Raw genomic sequence first — 17,462 nt, forward strand, 5'->3', positions numbered from 1 at the left:
AGCGCACGACAACCGAGTCGCCAGGCCACGTCTCATGGCCCTGACGTTGATTCGGAGTCTAGACGTTGAAGCGGAACTCCACCACGTCACCGTCGGCCATGACGTAGTCCTTGCCCTCCATCCGGACCTTGCCGGCCTCCTTGGCCTTCGCCATCGAGCCGGCGGCGACCAGGTCGTCGAAGGAGACGATCTCGGCCTTGATGAAGCCCTTCTCGAAGTCGGTGTGGATGACGCCGGCGGCCTGCGGGGCGGTGGCGCCCTGCGGGATCGTCCAGGCGCGCGACTCCTTGGGACCGGCGGTGAGGTAGGTCTGCAGGCCGAGGGTGGCGAAGCCGACCCGGGCCAGCACCTCCAGGCCGGGCTCGGTGACGCCGGCCTCGGCGAGGAACTCGGCCGCCTCGTCGTCGTCGAGACTCGATCAGGCTCGGACTCGAACTTCGCGTCGAGGAAGATCGCCTCGGCGGGGGCGACGAGCTCGCGCATCCTCGCCTTGAGACTCGTCGTCGTGCAGACTCGTCGGCGTCGCAGTTGAAGACGTAGATGAACGGCTTGGCGGTGAGCAGCGAGAGCTCGCGCAGCAGGGTGCGGTCGATCGCGGTGGCGATGATCGGCGTACCGGCCTCCAGGGCCTCCTTGGCCTCCTTGGCGGCGTCGAGCCTGGACGGCGAGGTCCTTGTTCTTCCGCGCCTCCTTCTCCAGCCGTACGACGGCCCGCTCGACGGTCTCCAGGTCGGCGAGGATCAGGCTCGGTCTGGATGGTCGAGATGTCGTTGCCGGGGTTGACCTCGCCGTCGACGTGGGTGACGTCCTCGTCGCGGAAGACGCGGGTCACCTGGCAGATGGCGGCGGACTCGCGGATGTGCGCGAGGAACTTGTTGCCGAGGCCCTCACCCTGCGAGGCCCCGCGCACGATGCCGGCGATGTCGACGAACTCGACGGTCGCGGGCAGCTTGCCGCTCGGAGGAGAAGATCTCCGCGAGCTTGCCCAGCCGCGGGTCGGGGACGCCGACCACGCCGACGTTCGGCTCGATGGTGGCGAACGGGTAGTTCGCCGCGAGGACGTCGTTCTTGGTCAGCGCGTTGAAGAGCGTCGACTTGCCCGCGTTGGGGAGACCGACGATGCCGATGGTGAGTGCCACGGAGCGCGAGTCTAGGGGCGTACGACGAGGGGACCCGAATCTCCGCCCGGGCCCCCTCGTCGGCGTACGTCAGCCGATCGTCACGAACCGTAGAGCGCGCGGACGCCGGTGGCGTCGGAGGCCTGGAACTCCAGGTCGGAGGAGCCTGCCGTTGCACTGCGGGTAGTGCATGATCGACGCCGAGTCGTACGGCGTCAGCGGGCGCCAGTTGTTGTCCTCGAAGCAGGTGCCGGACTCGGGCCGGGTGTGCTCGTGGCGGAAGCCGAGCGTGTGGCCGGTTCGTGGCCGAGGATGTCGCCGGGCTCCCAGGCGCCGGAGGACCAGATCGAGTCGTCCACGAGGACGTTGCGCTGGCTCTTCGGGGTGCTCGGGAAGAACGCCCGGGCGATGTACTGGGTGGTGTTGACCGGCTCGACGGAGAAGAGAACGTTGTTGTTGCGCGTGGTGCACTTGCCGTCCTGAGCGGGGACGTAGACGAAGTTCACCTTGGAGGACGCGGCCTCCCAGAGCCCGGAGCCGGCGGCCATCGCGGCGACGATGTCGTCGTGGCGGGTGCCGAACTTGGTGCTGACGCAGTAGGTCAGGTTGGCGACCTGGCTGGCGCTCCACTTGTCGTCGGCACCGCCGACGGTGTTGACGATCAGCCCCTCGTGCATCGACGACTCGGGCGCCACGACCTTGTCGTAGAACTCCTTGAGCTCCTTGTTGCCGGAGACGATCTCGTCGCCGTTGACGACGTAGGCGCCGTCGACGTCCTGGTACGTCGAGGCCTTGAACTCCTTGTACGTCGGGATCGCGGAGGTGTCGCTCTCGGCCGCTCCGGCCGAGGAGCCCGCGCCGGCGACCGCCGCCATCAGGCACATGACGCCCACGGAGATCCTGCTGGTCTTGGAGGAGAACATGGAAGAACCTTTCATCGAAGAACGCCTTCGTCATATCGAAGTGGCACGCCACGGCGTCCGACAAGAGATCCTCCGCCTCACAAATCCGCAGAGCCTGGAGGCTGCAGGAAGCCTGAGCCAGGCGCTGGCCTAGCCTCTAGGGGTGCGCATCGCCACCTGGAACGTCAACTCCCTGCGCTCGCGCATCGACCGCGTCGAGGCCTTCCTCGAACGCCACGACGTCGACGTGCTCGCGGTGCAGGAGACCAAGGCCCGCGAGGACCAGGCTGCCCCTGATGGGCCTGCAGGCGCGCGGGTACGACGTCGCGGCCCACGGCCTCGACCAGTGGAACGGCGTCGCGCTGATCAGCCGGGTCGGGCTGGACGACGTCGCGGTCGGCTTCCCCGGGCAGCCCGGCTGGGGCGACCCCGGGGTGGTGGAGGCGCGGGCCCTCGGCGCGACCTGCGGCGGGATCCGGATCTGGAGCCTCTACGTGCCCAACGGCCGCAAGCCCGACGACCCGCACTACGTCTACAAAGCCTGGACTGGCTGTCCCGGCTGAGCGAGGCCTCCTCGGCCTGGCTGGACACCCCGACCGCACTGGTCGGCGACTGGAACATCTGCCCCACCGACGACGACGTCTTCGACGTCGCGCAGTTCAAGAGCCTCCACCCACGTCACCCCCGCCGAGCGGGCCGCCTTCCAGCGCTTCCTCGACGAGGGCTGGGCCGAGGTGACCCGCGCGCACGCGCCGGGCTACACGTACTGGGACTACTACCGGCAGCGCTTCGAGCGCGACCGCGGGCTCAAGATCGACTTCGTCCTCGGCTCGGCCGGGCTCGCCGAGCGGGTCACCGGCGCCTTCGTCGACCGCGAGGAGCGGGCCGGGAAGGGCGCCTCCGACCACGCGCCGGTCGTCGTGGACCTGGCCGACTAGAAGGCCCCGCCTGCGCCGGGGCGGCCCGTGGGCCTGGCAGACTGTGCCGGCGATGAGCACTACCGACGCCTACCAGCCCAGCACCGGCCACGCCGCGACCGGCGTCCTGTTCTTCGTGGTCCTCGCCGCGATCTTCGCGGCCCTGCTGCCCGGCGAGGCCGACCCGGGCAACCGGGCGTTCCTCGTCGCCGGCGCCTGCCTCGCGCTCGGCATGGCCGGCTGGCGTGGCACCTACCTGCGCCGGGCGCTCCGGGCGCGCCGGTCCTGACCGGAGGCTGACCGCCATGCTCGTGCGGCGCGCGACGCCGGCCGACGTACCGGCCCTGCTGGCGCTGTGGGAGGCCGCCGCCGAGAACGACGCGCGGCCGGCCGACTCCACGGCGACGGTCGCGGCCCTGGTGGAGCGCGATCCCGAGGCGGGGGCCCGGCTGCGGGCCCTGGGCGCCACCCGGATCGAGGCGATGGTGCTCGACGACGACGCACTGGGGCGGACGATCTGGCGCGAGGCGGGGTACGCACCGCAGCAGGAGTGGCGACGCTGGGTGCGCCCGCTTTGCTGACCCGGCGCGGCTCCGGGCCGATAGCCTGGAGAGATGGCCTCCCGGACCTGCGTCTGCGTCCTTGCCCGCAGGGGTAATGCGTGCATGTGCCGGCCGCTCGGGTTCCTCGGCGCGGGGTGGTGATGAGCCGCCGCGCGGGCCGTGTCGAGCGCCCGCCCGGCCTCGACCTGGCCCTGCTCGCAGCGGCCGTCGCGGTCATCGCCGGGACCGCGTGGGTCCACGACCTGACCGCGCCCGAGTGGAATCCGTTCAGTCTGGTGGCGCTGGCGTGCGTGCCGGTGCTCATCCGGTTCGGGATGGTCGTGGAGTCCGCGTCCGGCGCGCTGCGGGCGAGCACGGCACCGGCGATCCTGTTCGCCTACGACCTGCGCGAGCCGCAGGCTCTTCCTGCCCTGCTGGGCGATCGTGGTGCTGGCGAGCCATGTCGCGTTCTTCGGCCGGCGTGGGATCGGGCGCGGCAGCGTCGAGGTGCTGGCGGGGGCGGCGATGGTCGCGGTCGCGCACCGGGTGGACGTCGGGCTGTGGCCGCTGGACCGGGTGCTCAGTGCGACGGTCGCGTTCTGCGCGACGGTGGCGGTCCTGGAGCCTGCTGCGCGCGGGGGGGCGTTCCGGCCCGGCTCCTCGACGGCGTACGACGCTCCGACCTGCGGCTCGTGATCGGCGGCCTCTTCCTCGCGTGCGTCGTCGTGGTGGTGCTGCGGACGGCCTACAACGACACCCCGAAGGTGGTCACCGGGCTGCTCGGGGCGGGGTGCCTGGCGGCCTTCGTGACGGCGCAGATCCTGATGGCGCGGCTGCAGGCGAACGTGCGCGGCGTGGAGGCGCTGACCGCGGCGGGAGAGGCCATGCCGTGGCCCGGGCCGCAGATCGACGCGCTGCTGGTGCGCTTCGTGCGGACGGCGGTCCGGGCCGGCGACGTACGGATCGCCTCGGCTTCCGGCACCGGGCCGGGCGTGCTGAGCGTCCCGCTGGAGGGCGGGACGCACCTGGTGGTCGAGCGGACGCGCGGCGACCTGCCGTTCAACCGCAGCGAGGCCGGGCTGCTGCGCTCGCTGGCCCGCCTGGCGAGCACCGCGCGCACGCAGGCGGTCCAGCAGTCGCGACTGCTGCGCCAGGCGACGACCGACGACCTGACCGGGTTGCAGACCTACGCGCAGTTCCGGCTCAAGGTCGAGGCGCACGGCCTGGGCCGCAGCGCCGAGCAGCGGATGGTGGTGATGTTCCTGGACCTCGACGGGTTCGCAGGGCTGACCGAGCGGATCGGGCACCTCGACTCCGACCTGGTGCTGCGCGAGATCGGCGAGCGGCTGCGCACCCGGCTGCCGGAGAAGGTCGAGATGTGCCGCTTCGGCAGCGACGAGTTCGTGGTGATGGCGACCTGCCCCGACGACGCGGCGACCCAGCAGACTCGAGCGGAACCTGCGTGCGCTGGTCGAGGAGCCGATGGCCGTCGGGGACCAGATCCTGCAGGTCACCGCCTCGCTCGGCGTGGCGAGTCTCGCACAGCCGGCTGGAGAGCATCGACTCGGTGCTCCGCCGCGCCGAGGCGCGGATGCGCGAGGCCAAGCGCGGCAGGCGACGCCCGAAGGCCGAGCAGCAGGCCGAGGTGATCCAGCGCCTGCTCGACGAGCGCGGCTTCGAGGTGGTCCTGCACCCGCTCGTCGCGACCGGCACCGGCGAGCTCGAGGGCGTCGAGGCACTGCTGCGCAGCGAGGACCAGGTCTTCGGCCGGCTCTCCCCCCCTGGTCGTCGTCGACTCCGCCGAGCGCGCCGACCTGCTCGACGAGATGACCGAGACCGTCGCGCGCCAGGCCATCGACGCCGTACGACGCATCGACGCACTGCTCGGGCGCCAGCACCTGCTCACCGTCAACGTCGAGTTCAGCCAGCCTGCGTCGCGACAGCCCGCTGCTGCAGACCCTCGTCGACCTGGTCGCCGAGCACCGCGTGTCGCTGGCGCTGGAGGTCTCCGAGCGCGCCTTCGACGGCTGGACCGACGAGATCGACGAGATCGCGCGGTGGCTGCGCACGGCCGGGATCTCGCTGGCGATCGACGACTTCGGCGCGGGCTACTCGACCTACGCCCTGCTCAACCACTGGTCCTGGGACCTGGTGAAGGCTCGACCGGAGCCTGGTCGTCGGGGACAGCCCGCCCGAGCGGCGGCTGCTGGCACACGTGTCGTACCTGCTGCGCGACCTCGGCTTCGCGATGGTCGCCGAGGGCATCGAGGACGAGCAGCAGTGGGACTTCGTCGAGGAGCCTCGGCATCGAGTGGATCCAGGGCTGGGTGATCTGCCGGCCGATGCGGCCCGAGGAGCTGCTGGCCCGGCTGCGCGAGGGCAGCCGGTTCGCGCCGGCGTGACTCAGAGAACCTGCCAGGCGGGCTTGGCGTCGTAGACCTCGCGGTAGTGGGCGCACCGGGTGAGCGCCCCCGCCGCCGACGCGTCGGCCAGCACGGTGACGTGCGGGTGCAGCCTGCAGCACCGAGGCCGGGCAGGACGCGGTGAGCGGCCCCTCGACGGCGGCGGCCAGCGCGGCGGCCTTGCCCGGACCGGTCACGAGCAGCAGCAGGTGACGGGCGCGCAGGATGGTGCCCAGGCCCTGCGTGAGCACGTGGCGCGGCACGTCCTCGACCGAGCCGAAGAACCGGGCGTTGTCGCGCCGGGTCTCCTCGGTGAGCGTCTTCATCCGGGTCCGCGAGCCGAGCGAGGAGCCCGGCTCGTTGAACGCCAGGTGCCCGTCGCTGCCGATGCCCAGCACCTGCACGTCGACGCCGCCGGCCTGCTCCAGCGCGGCCTCGTAGCGCTCCCCCGCCGTCGGCAGGGCGTCCGGGTCGGGGTCCGGGCCGTGCACCCGGCCGGCCGGGATGCCGAGGGCGTCGGTCAGGCTCACGGGCGATCGTCGCGCGGTAGGCTCTCCGGGTGGCCGGCGGGCAGGCCGATGTACTCGTCGAGGGTGAAGCACCGCACGCCGTCGTACGACGGGCCGGAGCCGGCCTCGTGGCGTCGTACCAGGCTCGCGGTAGGTGGGCAGCGGGGTCGATCCGGTCGCGAGGCCGAGCACCGCGTCGCCGCGGGCGCGGACGGCCGTCTCCAGCACGTCGGCGGCGAGCACGGCGACCTGCTCGGCGGTCTCGAGGGGGACGATCTCCATCAGGTGCCTCCGTGCAGCAGCCGGCCACCGACGACGGTGGCGACGACGCGCAGGTCGTCGTCGACGAGGGTGAGGTCGCCGCGGGCGCCGGGGGCGATCCGGCCGCGGCTGTCGTCACCGAGCAGGCCCGCGGGCACGCTCGTGCAGGCCGCGACGGCGCCGGCGAGCGAGCGCCCGGTCGCCCGGCGCAGCACCCGCAGGCACTGGCCGAGGTCGGCGGCGGAGCCGGCAAGCGTGCCGTCGGCGAGACGCACGGTGCCGTCGCGGACCTCAACCTCCTGCTCCCCCAGCCGGGCCGGGCCGTCGGCCGTGCCGAGCGCGGCGGTGGTGTCGGTGACGAGGAGCAGGCGGTCGCCCAGCGCGGCGGCGTACGCCGCGAGGGTGGTGTCGTCGAGGTGGTGGCCGTCGGCGATGACTCCGGCGACCAGCCTGCCGTCGGCGAGGGCGGCGCCGACCGGTCCGGGCGTGCGCCCGGCCAGCGGCGGCATCGCGTTGCCGAGGTGGGTGACGGCGCGGGCACCGCGCGCGACGGCGGCCGCGACCTGTGCGGGGGTCGCCTCCGTGTGGCCGACCGCGACGACCACGCCCCGGGCGACGAGGCCGACCACGACCTCGAGCGCGCCGGGCAGCCTCCGGTGCGAGGGTGACCATCGCGACGCCGGCCGCGCGCGACCAGCCGTCGGTGATCTCCGGCGCGGGCGGGCGGAGCCAGGTCTCCGGGTGCGCACCCTTGCGCGCGGGCGCGATCATCGGCCCCTCCAGGTGCAGCCCGAGCGGCACCGCGCCGGACCAGTCCGCCGGTGGCCCGGCAGCGAGCGTGGCGAGTGCACGCTGACGCTGCTCGGGCGCGGAGGTGATGATCGTGGGCAGGAAGGCCGTCACGCCGAAGCGCGGCAGCGCGGCAGCGACCTCCCACAGCCGCTCCGGCTCCCGGGTCAGGTCGATCCCGGCGGCGCCGTTGACCTGCAGGTCGAGGAAGCCAGGCAGCACGTGGAGGCCGGTGGCATCGAGGATCCGCGTCCCGGGCTCGGCCTCCGCCACGATCCGGCCGTCGGCGATCGCCACGTCCTGCGATCCCCCGGTGACGAGCAGGTCAGCCATCGCGTCGCCCCAGGAGAGCGGCGCCGAGCGCCGCGACCGGTACGTCGCGCGGCACCAGCCGTAGCCGCCCGGCGAGGTCCAGCGAGGCCAGGAACGGCGACCCGGTGGCCTGCTCGGCCAGGGCGTGCGCCACCGCGACCCGCAGCCGCTCGCCGACGTGCGCCACTCCGCCGCCGAGGACGACGACCTCCGGGTCGACCGTCAGCGCGACCAGGCGGACGGCGTCGGCGACATGGGCCGCGAAGACGTCCCGCACACGAGCAGCCTTCGCGTCACCGGTCGCGGCCGCGTCGAAGAGCGCCTGTGCCGGTGGGGTGTCGGCGGAGGGCCAGCGTGCGGCCAGCGCCGAGCCGGACGCGACCGTCTCCAGGCAGCCCACCTGCCCGCACTCGCACGCCAGACCCGCGGGGTCGACCGGGATGTGGCCGATCTCGCCGGCCGCGTTGCGGGCACCGCGGCGCAGCACGCCGTCGAGGACCGTGGCGACGGCGAGGCCGGTGCCGATGCTCAGGTAGGCCAGGTCGTCCCGGCCGAGCAGGGTCGCCACGCCGAGTGCGGCCGCGTTGGTGTCGTTGTCGAGCACGACGCGCAGGCCGGTCGCCGTACCGAGCCGCTCGCTGAAGGCGAAGCCGTCGTCCACGCCGAGGTTGACCGCGTGCCGCACCGTGCCTCGCTCGGTGTCGACGAGGCCGGGGATCCCGACACCGACGACGCCGTCGAGGTCGTGGCCCGAGTCGGTGCGCAGGCGCGCGACCACGCCGGCCGCCGCCGCGACGACCTCGTCACCGCCGGCCGGGCTGACCGAGCGCACCTCGGCGAGCACCTCGCCGTCGGGGCGCGCGACCACGCCGAGGATCTTGGTGGCGCCGATGTCCAGCCCCACGAGCAACCCCGTCACCGCTGCCAACCTGCCTCTCGCAAGATCTCCTCCACCGCGGCGATGGACGGGCGTCCGTTGCCGCGGGTGCACAACCGCGGGTGCGGTGCGTCCTCCCACCCGGTCCGCGGACCGGGCCAGCCCCACTCCACCACGACCACGGGTCCGGAGGCCGCGGCGAGCATCGCCGCCACCTGCGGCCGCCGGTGCCCGTCGCGCACCTGGACCACGAGCGGTCCGTCCGGCAGCGCCTCGCCCTCGCGCACGGTGACCTCAGGGTCGATTCCCCAACGTCCCGCACCGACGGCGATGTTGGCCTCGGTCGCGACACTCACGACCACCGCACCGGTGAGGTCGGGCAGCGGACCCTCGACGATGCAGGCCCGCCGGGCGACCGCAACCATCTGTCGCGGCTCGAGGTGCCACGAGCCGGAGCTCGTGGTGCCACGAGCCACGGTTCGTGGGAGGCGGTCCACCCGGTCGGCGGCGTCGACCAGCCGCTCCAGCGGCAGCCGCCCAACGCGGACCGCGCGCACGATCGCGGCCTGGATCTCCCGCACCAGCGCGGCATCCTTGTCCGGCCCGGTGCAGAGCAGGTCCACGCCGGCGAGCAACGCCGCCACCGCGGCCTCGGGGATCGAGCGCTCGCCGGAGGCGCCGGCCATGTCCAGGGCGTCGCTGACGATCGCGCCGTCGTAGCCCAGCCCGCTGCGGAGCAGGTCGAGCACCGGCGCGCTCAGCGTCGCCGGGTGCCTCGGGTCGATCGCCGGGACCATCAGGTGCGAGGTCATGACCGACGCGGCGCCCGCCTCGACGGCTGCGGCGAAGGGCACCAGGCTCTCGGGCCCGCAGCGTCGCCGGGTCGGCGTCGAGCACCGGCAGGGTGAGGTGGCTGTCCTGGGCCGTGTCGCCGTGCCCCGGGAAGTGCTTCACGCACGCGGCGACGCCCGCGGACTGCAGCCCTCTCACCCAGGCCGCGACGTGGCGGGCCACGAGGTCCGGCTCGGCACCGAAGCCTGCGCGTGCCGATCACCGGGTTGTCCGGGTTGCTGTTGACGTCGGCGACCGGCCCGAGGTCCAGGTCGATGCCGTACGACGCGGCTCCGCCCCCACCGCACGACCGACCGCCGCGGTGAGGTCGAGGTCGTCGGCTGCTCCGAGCACGGCCGGACCGGGCACCGGGCTCGCGTCCTCGCGGTGCAGCCGGGTGACGTCGCCGCCCTCCTCGTCGGTGGCGACCAGTGCCCGTGGCCGCCGCTGACGGATCGCACCGACCAGGGCGCGCACGGAGGCGGGGTCGCCGGGCAGGTTCGAGCCGAACAGGCAGATCCCGCCCAGGCCCTCGTCGAGCAGGGCGCCCCACTCCGGGGGCAGCGCCGGTCCGGCGAAGGAGCCGAGCCTGGACCCTCAGCGCCAGGCTCCGCGACCACGCCCCTCATCCCTTCACCGCCCCCGCGGTGATGCCGGAGACCATCCGGCGCTGGACGACGAGGAAGAAGAGGATCACCGGGATCGTGATCAGGGTCGAGGACGCCATGATCGCGCCCCAGTCGACCCCGCGACTGCGCGAGTCGGTGAACGCCACCAGCCACACCGGCAGGGTCTCCTTCGACGGGTCGGTCATCACCACCACCGCGAGCGTGAACTCGTTCCAGGCCTGGATGAAGCCGAACACGCCGGTCGCCACCAGTCCGGGTGCGAGCAGCGGCAGGGTGACCTTGAAGAACGCCTGGGTGCGCGAGCAGCCGTCCATCATCGCGGCCTCCTCGAGCCCCGCGGCACCCCGGCGACGAAGCCGCGCAGGGTCCACACGGTGAAGGGCAGCACGCTGGCGACGTAGACGAGGGTGAGGCCGACGACGGAGTTGAGCAGGCTCATCCCGTCGAGCATCTTGTACTGGCTGATGAACAGCGCCTCGGCGGGGATCATCTGGATGACGAGCAGCGCCAGGATGAAGGTACGACGCCCGCGGAACCGGAACCGGCTCACCGCCACCGCCGCCAGGAAGGCGAACAGCAGCGCCACCGTCACGGTGAGCAGGGTGACCGTCAGGCTGGTCACCAGCGCGTCGGTGAACGAGCCGTCGGCGAAGACGCGGCGGTAGTTGTCGAGGGTGCCGTGCGTCGGCACCACCTCGGGGTGCTCGCCCTTGATCCGGTTGCGCGGCAGGAACGAGCGGCTGACCATCCAGTAGACCGGGAAGACGCAGACGAGGAAGACGAGCACGCCGATCGCGTCGGCGCCGATCCGCGCCGGGAGGGATGTCTTGCGAGCCATGCGCCTCAGTCCTCCTCCTGCTTGAGCATCATCCGGACGTACGGCGCGGTGAGCACGATCGTCAGGACGAGCATGAACATCGCGGCCGCGGCGGCCATGCCGAAGTCGCCGCCCTTGATGCCGAGCGTGTAGATGTAGGTACCCAGCAGGTTGGTGTCCTTGCTGATCCCGCCGGCCTTCTGCAGCGTGTAGATCTGCGTGAACACGCGCAGGTCCCAGATCACCTGCAGCAGGACCACCACGAGCAGCACCGAGCGGATCGACGGAAGCACCACGTGGACGAACCGCTGCCGCGGCCCGGCGCCGTCGATCTGTGCGGCCTCGACGACGTCCTCGGGGACCTGGGTGAGCGCGGCGTACAGGGTGAAGGCGACGAAGGGCACGCTCATCCAGACCACGACCACGGTGGCGATGAAGAAGAAGGACCACGGGTCGATCAGCCAGCCTGTGGCCCTCGAAGTCGCCGCCGAGCGCGCTGAGGAGCCAGTTGACCACGCCGTACTCGGTGTCGAAGAGGAACTGCCACACCGTCATCGCCGCGACCACGGGCATCGCCCAGGCGAGCAGCAGCCCGCACTGGGTGAGCACGCGGGTCACCTTGCTCATCCGGGTCATCAAGAGCGCGAGGCCCAGCCCGATGCCGAAGGTCAGCCCGGCGTTGACGAGGCAGAAGGCGACGGTGCGCGCCACGACCGGCCACAGGCTCTCCGTCTCCGAGGAGGTCGCGGTAGTTGCCGAGCCCGATCCAGGTCGGCGCCTGCCCGAACTGCTGGGCGAGGCCGAACTCCTGCAGCGACAGCACCACCTGGCGCACCAGCGGGTAGCCCAGGGCAAGCCCGAGGACCAGCGTCGCCGGGAGCACCAGGCCGAACGGCAGCGACGAGCGGCGTGCGGAACCGCGTGCCACGTCTTCTCCTCTCCGGTACGACGCCCGGCCGGTCTCGGTCCGGCCGGGCGTCGCAGTCAGGTTGACCCGTGGGTCAGTTGAGGCTCGGCGGTGATCTTGTCGTCGGCCTCGGCGGCGAGCTTCTTCACGTCGCCACCCTGGGCGATCTCGCTGTAGAGGTCCTCCAGCACGAACTTGCCCTCCACCGTGGCCCATGCAGCCGCGGCCGGGGTCAGCCTTCGCGTTCGACGCCGCCTCGACGGTGGCCTTCGCGAACTCGTCGTCACCGAGCCTTGGTGGCCAGCGACTGCTTGGCGGGCGTCAGCCCGGCCTCGGCCAGGATGGTCTGGTAGTCCTCGCTGAGCATGAGGTCGAGCACCTTGCGCGACAGCGCCTGGTTGGGCGACTTCGCCGAGACGGCCAGGTCGGACCCTCCGAGCAGCACCGGCGCGGGACCGCCGTCGGAGCCGGGCAGGGCGAAGACGCCCACCTGCTTGGCGAGCCTTCGGGCAGCCGCTCTTCGGGTCGGTGAGCATGCCGTAGACCCAGCCGGGGCGCGACATCATGCCGATCTTGCCGGCGCAGAACGGGGTGACCGGGTCGGACTCGTTGGCGTCGGCGGGGGCGCCGGACGCAGCGTCGTACAAGTCCTGGAAGGCGGTGAGCCCGGCAAGTGACTCCGGGGTCGAGAGCGTGCCCTTCCAGCCGTCGCCGTCCGGCGCGGCGAAGTCGCCGCCGGCGTCCCAGAGCAGGGCGGCACCGTCGCGCCAGTCCTTGCCGGGCAGCCAGTAGCCGGAGAAGTCGGCCTTGCCGCTCTTCTGCTTCAGCCTTCGCGGCTGCGCTGGTGAACTCCTCCATCGTGGTCGGCACGGCGGTGATCCCGGCCTGGGCGAAGAGGTCCTTGCGGTAGAACACGTAGGTCGAGCCGGCGTAGTACGGCACGGCGAAGGTCTTGTCGTCGACCGTGGCCCCCTCGACGAAGCCGGTCAGCAGGTCGTCGCCGCCGAGGTCGTCGAGGTCGCCGGTCAGGTCGCTGAACGCGCCGACCGTGGTGAAGGTCGGTGCCTGGGTGTTGCCCACCTCGACCACGTCGGGCGTCTGGTCCGCCGAGGTCAGCGCGGTGGTGAGCCGCTCGACGAGGCCCTCCCACTCCTGCTGCTCGATGGTCAGGGTGGAGCCCGGGTTCTGCTCCTCGAAGGTCTTCTTCAGCCAGTCCCGGGCCGGCTGCGGGGTGTCGGTTCCGTTGAGCCAGACGACGAGGTCGGCCTTCGCCGGCCCACCGTCCTTGCTGTCGCCGTCGTTCTCCGAGCCGCACGCGGCGGTTGCGGCCAGGAGCGCGGTGGTGGCCGCGACCGCCAGGGTCTTCTTGATTCGCACAGCTAGTTCCCTTCGATCTTTCTTGGTGGTGATGCGGGGGGTCAGGAGACGCCGAGACTCGCCCGAGAGGACGACGCCGGTCGCACCGACGAGGACGCCGTCGTCGCCGAGGGTCGAGACCCGGACGGCGAAGCCGGCGGAGGAGACCGGCATGACCCGGTCCCGGACGGCCGCCTCGGCGTACGACGCCAGGGGCTCGACGAGGTCGGCCGGGCCGCTGAGCACGACCTCGGCGAGGTTGAGGGTGGCCACGACCGGCGCGAGCGCCCTGGCCGAGCCGGTCGCCGGCGTCGCGGAGCACCTCGTCGGCGGTGCCGTCGGCGACCCGGCGGCGCAGCCGGGGCACCGCGACAAAGGTCTCCAGGCAGCCGGGCCGCCCGCAGCCGCAGGTCTCGCCGGCGGGGTCGACCTGGACGTGGCCGATCTCGCCCGCGGCGCCGCCGTTGCCGTGGAGCACCGCGCCGCCGAGCACCAGCCCGGCGCCGACGCCGGTGCTGAGCCGGAGCAGCAGGAGCCCACCCTCGCCGCCCCCGCCGAAGGTGTACTCCCCCATCACGGCGGTGTTGGCGTCGTTCGCGACGTACACCGGCAGGTCGAGGGTGGCACCCAGCGTCTCCGCGAGCGGTACGTCGCGCCAGCCCAGGTTGGGTGCGTCGAGCACCACGCCCTCGGGACTCACCACGCCGGGCGTGGCGACCGCGACACCGAGCAGCGGACGGCTGCTGCGTCCGGCGAGGTCGGCGGCGAACTCCTCGACCAGAGCGGCCGCCTCGGCGCCCCGGCGCCCGTCGAGCGGCCGGGCGTCGCGCAGCACGACCTCGCCGGCGAGGGTGAGCACGGCGCCGACGACCTGGTCGTCGACGGAGAGGTCGATGGCGACCACCTGCTTGGCGTCGGGCACCAGCCCGACCAGCGTGGGCGGCTTGCCGACCCGGGTCTCGACGGGTGCGCCGAGCTCCTCCAGCAGGCCCTCGCCGATCGACTCGGCGACCAGGTCCGAGACCGTCACCCGGGTCAGGCCGCTGCTGCGTGCCAGGTCCGCGCGGCTGGCGGGACCGTCGGCGAAGAGCCTCCTGCAGGAGCATCGCGCGGTGGTGGCGACGGGAGTCGGCCCGCCGGAGCCTGATCCGGTCACGCGGGGCCTGCGAGGTGGGACTGCGCCAGGACATGTTTGTTAGTTCACCATACTTACATATAAGGTGCAAGCATTCCGTGCGATCCAGGTCACACCTCGGTGGCCCCGACCCGGCAGGAGCAGCGATGGCCCGCATCACCTTCGAGGCCGCCCAGCGGTGGTACGACGGGGCCGAGTCCCCCGCCGTGCCCGGCATCGACCTGGTCGTCGAGGACGGCGAGCCTCCTCGTGCTCGTCGGCCCGTCCGGCTGTGGCAAGACCACCACCCTGCGGATGCTCGCAGGCCTGGAGGAGGTCGACGCCGGCCGCATCCTGATCGGCGAGCGCGACGTCACCCGGCTCGCCCCCAAGGACCGCGACATCGCGATGGTCTTCCAGAGCCTACGCGCTCTACCCGCACAAGACGGTGCGCGAGAACCTCGGCTTCGCCCTCAAGATGGCCCGGACGCCGCGCGAGGAGCGCGAGCGCCGGGTCGAGGACGCCGCCGCACTGCTCGGCCTGACCGGGTCTGCTCGACCGCAAGCCCCGCGCCCTGTCGGGTGGCCAGCGCCAGCGGGTGGCGATGGGCCGGGCGATCGTGCGCGAGCCGCAGGTCTTCTGCATGGACGAGCCGCTGTCCAACCTGGACGCCAAGATGCGGGTGCAGACCCGCAGCGACATCGCCCGGCTGCAGCGCAGCCTCGGCGTCACCACGGTCTACGTCACCCACGACCAGGTCGAGGCGATGACGATGGGCGACCGGGTCGCGGTGATGAACCGCGGCGAGATCCAGCAGGTCGACAGCCCGCTCGCTCTCTACGACCGGCCTGCCAACCTCTTCGTCGCCGGCTTCATCGGCTCCCCGCAGATGAACCTGCTCCCCGGCCGGGTCGACGGTGGCCGGGTCCACCTCGGCGGCCACGAGGTCCCTCTCGACCCCGCCACGGCCGCGGCGCTCACCGCCGAGGTCACCCTCGGCGTGCGTCCCGAGGCGTGGCGCCTGGCCGCACCCGGCGAGGGCATCGCGATGCGGGTGCACCTGGTCGAGGAGCTCGGCTCCGAGGGCTTCGCCCACGGCACCGCCGACCTCGGCGGACGCGAGGCGGCGGTCGCCGTCCGGGTGCCCGAACGGGGGCAGGTCGCGGCCGACGACGTGCTCCACCTCGCCGTACCGGCCGGCGCGGCGCACGTCTTCGACAGCACCACCGGGCGACGGCTGGGCTGAAATCCCCGGGACGGGGCCCTCCACGACCTAGCGTGGGGGACGTGAGCACCGTGCACACCCGGCCCGCCACCCTCTGGGAGGCCGGCAACCGCCGCGCCCCCGCGGTGCTGCGGCTCGCGGCGGCGCTGCTGATCACCGCGGCCGTCCTGGACCTGCTGCTCTCCGACCGGCTCGGGCTCTTCTTCGACCTGGTCTTCGTCACGCTCAGCGTGGGGCTCGCGCTCGCCGTCCGCCCGAGTGACTTCTTCCCCGTCGGCGTCTTCCCGCCGCTGGCGATGCTGGGCGTCGTCGTCCTGCTCGCGATCAGCCGTCCCGAGGCGGTCGCCCGTGCCACCGACGGCGTCGTCCAGGCCACCGTGTCGGGGCTGTCGAGCCACGCGATCGGCCCTGGCCCTGGGGTACGCCGCCTGCCTGGGCCTGCTCGCCGTCCGACGGCAGTGGGCGGCGACCCACCCGCGCTGACAGTGCTCAGTGCGTCAGGGTGAGCGGGCCCGACCCGATCGGCGGCGTGTTCGTCCAGGTGCCGGCGACCGCGACCGGGTCACCGGCCTGGACGTCGAGCAGCGCGCACAGCGGACCGACCACGTTGCTGATCGTCAGTGTCGAGGTCGCCGCCTTGAACTGCTGGGTGGTCGTGTTGAACGCACCGTTGATGGTCCCGGTGACGTCGAAGGCGCAGCCGCTGCTCGCTCCGTGCGCGGAGGCGTTGGCGAGGACCATCGGCCACACGGTTCCGGCGGCGTCGCCCGGCACGATCACGTTCCAGGTGCCGGTCGGGGTGAGGGTCGTCGTACCGCAACCCGACGAGTCTCAGCGTGCTCAGGTAGCCGGCGCGCACCGAGTGGGCCCGGGGCGTCCCCGGGTTCTCCACGACGCCGCCGAGGGTGAAGGTCGTGCAGGTCGCCGTCACGCCCGGCGAGGAGAAGGTCGCGCCCGCGCCGCCGACGACCATCCGCAGGGACGGTCCTCCGCCCGGCCGGTACGGGTCGGTCGCGGAAGCGGGAGCGGCGGTCGCGACGACGGCGACCGCGAGCGCGGCGGTGGCCAGCGCCCGGGGGGAGGCGGGGTTCATGCTCGGCAGCCTCACACCGGCGGCCCGGCGCGCCAAGGGCGGCGGCCCTCATCCGACCGAGAAAGCGGACGCCCGTCCGGGACGCCCTAGAAGCGGTCGGGATCCCCCGCGCCGCGGCGCAGCACCTCCGGCGCACCCTCCGACCAGTCGACCACGGTCGTCGGCTCGGCCGGGGTCTCCCCTGCCTCGACGACGATGTCGACCTCGTGGTCGAGGTCCTCCTTGATCTCCCAGCCCATCGTCCGCGGCTCGGTCTCACCGGGCAGGATCAGGGTGGAGGTCAGCAGCGGCTCGCCGAGCCTCGGCGAGCAGCGCCTGGACGAAGGTGTGGTCGGGGATGCGCACGCCGACGGTCTTCTTCTTCGGGTGCAGCAGCCGCCGCGGCACCTCCGGCATGCCCGGCAGGATGAACGTGTAGGGCCCGGGCGTCGCCGCGCGGATCGCGCGGAAGGCGGCGTTGTCGACGTGCACCAGCCTGACCGAGCCTGGGAGAAGTCGCGGCACACCAGGGTGAAGTGGTGCTTGTCGTCGAGCCCGCGGATCTTGAGGATCCGGTCGCGGCCGTCGCGGTTGCCGACCCGGCAGCCCAGCGCGTAGCCGGAGTCCGTCGGATAGGCGATCAGCGCGTCCTCGTCGCGCAGTGCGGCGACGATCTGCTGCAGCAGTCGCGGTTGCGGGTTGTCCGGGTGGACGTCGAGGTAGCGGGCCATCACAGCCGCACGGCGGTCTTGGTGCTGCGCCCGGCGGCCTTGAGGTCGCGGTGCAGGCTCCTTGGGCAGCGAGAAGGCGAGCGTCTCCTCGGCGGTCTGCACGGCGCGGGCGTCGGGGTAGCCGCGCTCGGCCAGGTAGGCCAGCACCTC

18 protein-coding genes and 4 pseudogenes are annotated in these 17,462 nt (G+C 72.8%); 8 read left to right on the plus strand and 14 right to left on the minus strand.

Going from position 1 to position 17,462, the window contains the following annotated elements; genetic code table 11:
* Nucleotides 1–58 precede the first annotated feature (58 nt).
* Together ychF and G5V59_RS14170 are read right to left on the minus strand one after the other, a co-directional pair.
* Nucleotides 59–1,139 (minus strand): annotated as a pseudogene (gene ychF, locus G5V59_RS14165) (redox-regulated ATPase YchF).
* A gap of 194 nt (nt 1,140–1,333) precedes the next feature.
* Nucleotides 1,334–2,011, minus strand: coding sequence for a hypothetical protein (locus tag G5V59_RS14170; RefSeq protein ID WP_278256889.1), 678 nt, complete (start codon nt 2,009–2,011; stop codon nt 1,334–1,336).
* Here G5V59_RS14170 and G5V59_RS14175 point away from each other — a divergent pair.
* From G5V59_RS14175 to G5V59_RS14200, 6 genes are all read left to right on the plus strand, one after another.
* A complete protein-coding gene (locus G5V59_RS14175) occupies nt 2,001–2,174 on the plus strand; it encodes a hypothetical protein (RefSeq protein ID WP_278256890.1) in 174 nt (57 codons plus the stop codon). The genes G5V59_RS14170 and G5V59_RS14175 overlap by 11 nt on opposite strands.
* Nucleotides 2,175–2,183: 9 nt before the next feature.
* Complete coding sequence (locus G5V59_RS14180) at nt 2,184–3,014, plus strand: endonuclease/exonuclease/phosphatase family protein (RefSeq protein ID WP_278256891.1); 831 nt, start codon at nt 2,184–2,186, stop codon at nt 3,012–3,014.
* Nucleotides 3,011–3,226, plus strand: coding sequence for a hypothetical protein (locus tag G5V59_RS14185; protein WP_278256892.1), 216 nt, complete (start codon nt 3,011–3,013; stop codon nt 3,224–3,226). Before G5V59_RS14180 ends, G5V59_RS14185 begins: the two co-directional genes overlap by 4 nt.
* A 16-nt stretch (nt 3,227–3,242) precedes the next feature.
* On the plus strand, nt 3,243–3,518 hold the full coding sequence (locus G5V59_RS14190; RefSeq protein WP_278256893.1) for a hypothetical protein: 276 nt from the start codon (nt 3,243–3,245) through the stop codon (nt 3,516–3,518).
* Nucleotides 3,519–3,604: 86 nt separating this feature from the next.
* Entirely contained in the window at nt 3,605–5,128 is a 1,524-nt protein-coding gene (locus G5V59_RS14195) for a GGDEF domain-containing protein (RefSeq protein ID WP_278256894.1), read from the plus strand.
* On the plus strand, nt 5,071–5,634 hold the full coding sequence (locus G5V59_RS14200) for a hypothetical protein (protein ID WP_278256895.1): 564 nt from the start codon (nt 5,071–5,073) through the stop codon (nt 5,632–5,634). Before G5V59_RS14195 ends, G5V59_RS14200 begins: the two co-directional genes overlap by 58 nt.
* On the opposite strand, the gene G5V59_RS14205 is transcribed toward G5V59_RS14200, so the two are convergent.
* The 10 genes and pseudogenes from G5V59_RS14205 to G5V59_RS14255 form a co-directional block, all read right to left on the minus strand.
* Complete coding sequence (locus G5V59_RS14205; RefSeq protein ID WP_278256896.1) at nt 5,608–6,672, minus strand: glucosamine-6-phosphate deaminase; 1,065 nt, start codon at nt 6,670–6,672, stop codon at nt 5,608–5,610. The two genes, G5V59_RS14200 and G5V59_RS14205, sit on opposite strands and share 27 nt — an antisense overlap.
* Complete coding sequence (locus tag G5V59_RS14210) at nt 6,672–7,400, minus strand: amidohydrolase family protein (RefSeq protein WP_341350941.1); 729 nt, start codon at nt 7,398–7,400, stop codon at nt 6,672–6,674. Before G5V59_RS14210 ends, G5V59_RS14205 begins: the two co-directional genes overlap by 1 nt.
* Before the next feature lie 365 nt (nt 7,401–7,765).
* Nucleotides 7,766–8,671 carry an ROK family protein gene (locus G5V59_RS14215; RefSeq protein WP_278256897.1) on the minus strand — a complete coding sequence of 302 codons (906 nt, stop codon included), beginning with the start codon at nt 8,669–8,671 and terminating at the stop codon, nt 7,766–7,768.
* Entirely contained in the window at nt 8,668–9,483 is an 816-nt protein-coding gene (locus G5V59_RS14220) for a glycoside hydrolase family 3 N-terminal domain-containing protein (RefSeq protein ID WP_278256898.1), read from the minus strand. The genes G5V59_RS14215 and G5V59_RS14220 overlap by 4 nt, the downstream gene beginning before the upstream one ends.
* Nucleotides 9,484–9,550: 67 nt before the next feature.
* Nucleotides 9,551–9,643, minus strand: a pseudogene (locus tag G5V59_RS14225) (glycoside hydrolase family 3 N-terminal domain-containing protein); the annotation flags it as partial.
* 442 nt (nt 9,644–10,085) lie between these two features.
* Nucleotides 10,086–10,406: a carbohydrate ABC transporter permease gene (locus G5V59_RS14235; RefSeq protein ID WP_278256899.1), complete on the minus strand. Its 321-nt coding sequence runs from the start codon at nt 10,404–10,406 to the stop codon at nt 10,086–10,088.
* Complete coding sequence (locus G5V59_RS14240) at nt 10,403–10,927, minus strand: hypothetical protein (RefSeq protein ID WP_278256900.1); 525 nt, start codon at nt 10,925–10,927, stop codon at nt 10,403–10,405. Before G5V59_RS14240 ends, G5V59_RS14235 begins: the two co-directional genes overlap by 4 nt.
* Nucleotides 10,928–10,932: 5 nt before the next feature.
* Nucleotides 10,933–11,316 (minus strand): ABC transporter permease subunit, encoded by a 384-nt coding sequence (locus tag G5V59_RS14245; protein ID WP_278256901.1) that lies wholly within the window; start codon nt 11,314–11,316, stop codon nt 10,933–10,935.
* Between the two features lie 47 nt (nt 11,317–11,363).
* Nucleotides 11,364–12,029: a hypothetical protein gene (locus G5V59_RS14250; RefSeq protein WP_278256902.1), complete on the minus strand. Its 666-nt coding sequence runs from the start codon at nt 12,027–12,029 to the stop codon at nt 11,364–11,366.
* A 607-nt stretch (nt 12,030–12,636) separates the two neighbouring features.
* Nucleotides 12,637–14,325 (minus strand): ROK family protein, encoded by a 1,689-nt coding sequence (locus tag G5V59_RS14255; protein WP_278256903.1) that lies wholly within the window; start codon nt 14,323–14,325, stop codon nt 12,637–12,639.
* A 125-nt stretch (nt 14,326–14,450) separates the two neighbouring features.
* Between G5V59_RS14255 and ugpC the strand changes: the two are divergent.
* A pseudogene (ugpC, locus tag G5V59_RS14260) lies at nt 14,451–15,530 on the plus strand (sn-glycerol-3-phosphate ABC transporter ATP-binding protein UgpC).
* Nucleotides 15,531–15,571: 41 nt separating this feature from the next.
* The gene (locus tag G5V59_RS14265; RefSeq protein ID WP_278256904.1) at nt 15,572–16,015 is read left to right on the plus strand and encodes a DUF6542 domain-containing protein; all 444 of its coding nucleotides are present in this window, start codon (nt 15,572–15,574) and stop codon (nt 16,013–16,015) included.
* A gap of 56 nt (nt 16,016–16,071) precedes the next feature.
* Here the strand turns inward: G5V59_RS14265 and G5V59_RS14270 are convergent, their stop codons facing one another.
* A complete protein-coding gene (locus G5V59_RS14270) occupies nt 16,072–16,602 on the minus strand; it encodes a hypothetical protein (protein WP_278256905.1) in 531 nt (176 codons plus the stop codon).
* Nucleotides 16,603–16,688: 86 nt separating this feature from the next.
* Nucleotides 16,689–17,312 (minus strand): annotated as a pseudogene (locus G5V59_RS14275) (L-threonylcarbamoyladenylate synthase).
* Nucleotides 17,313–17,462 lie beyond the last annotated feature (150 nt).

It is taken from the genome of Nocardioides convexus, from assembly GCF_011090295.1.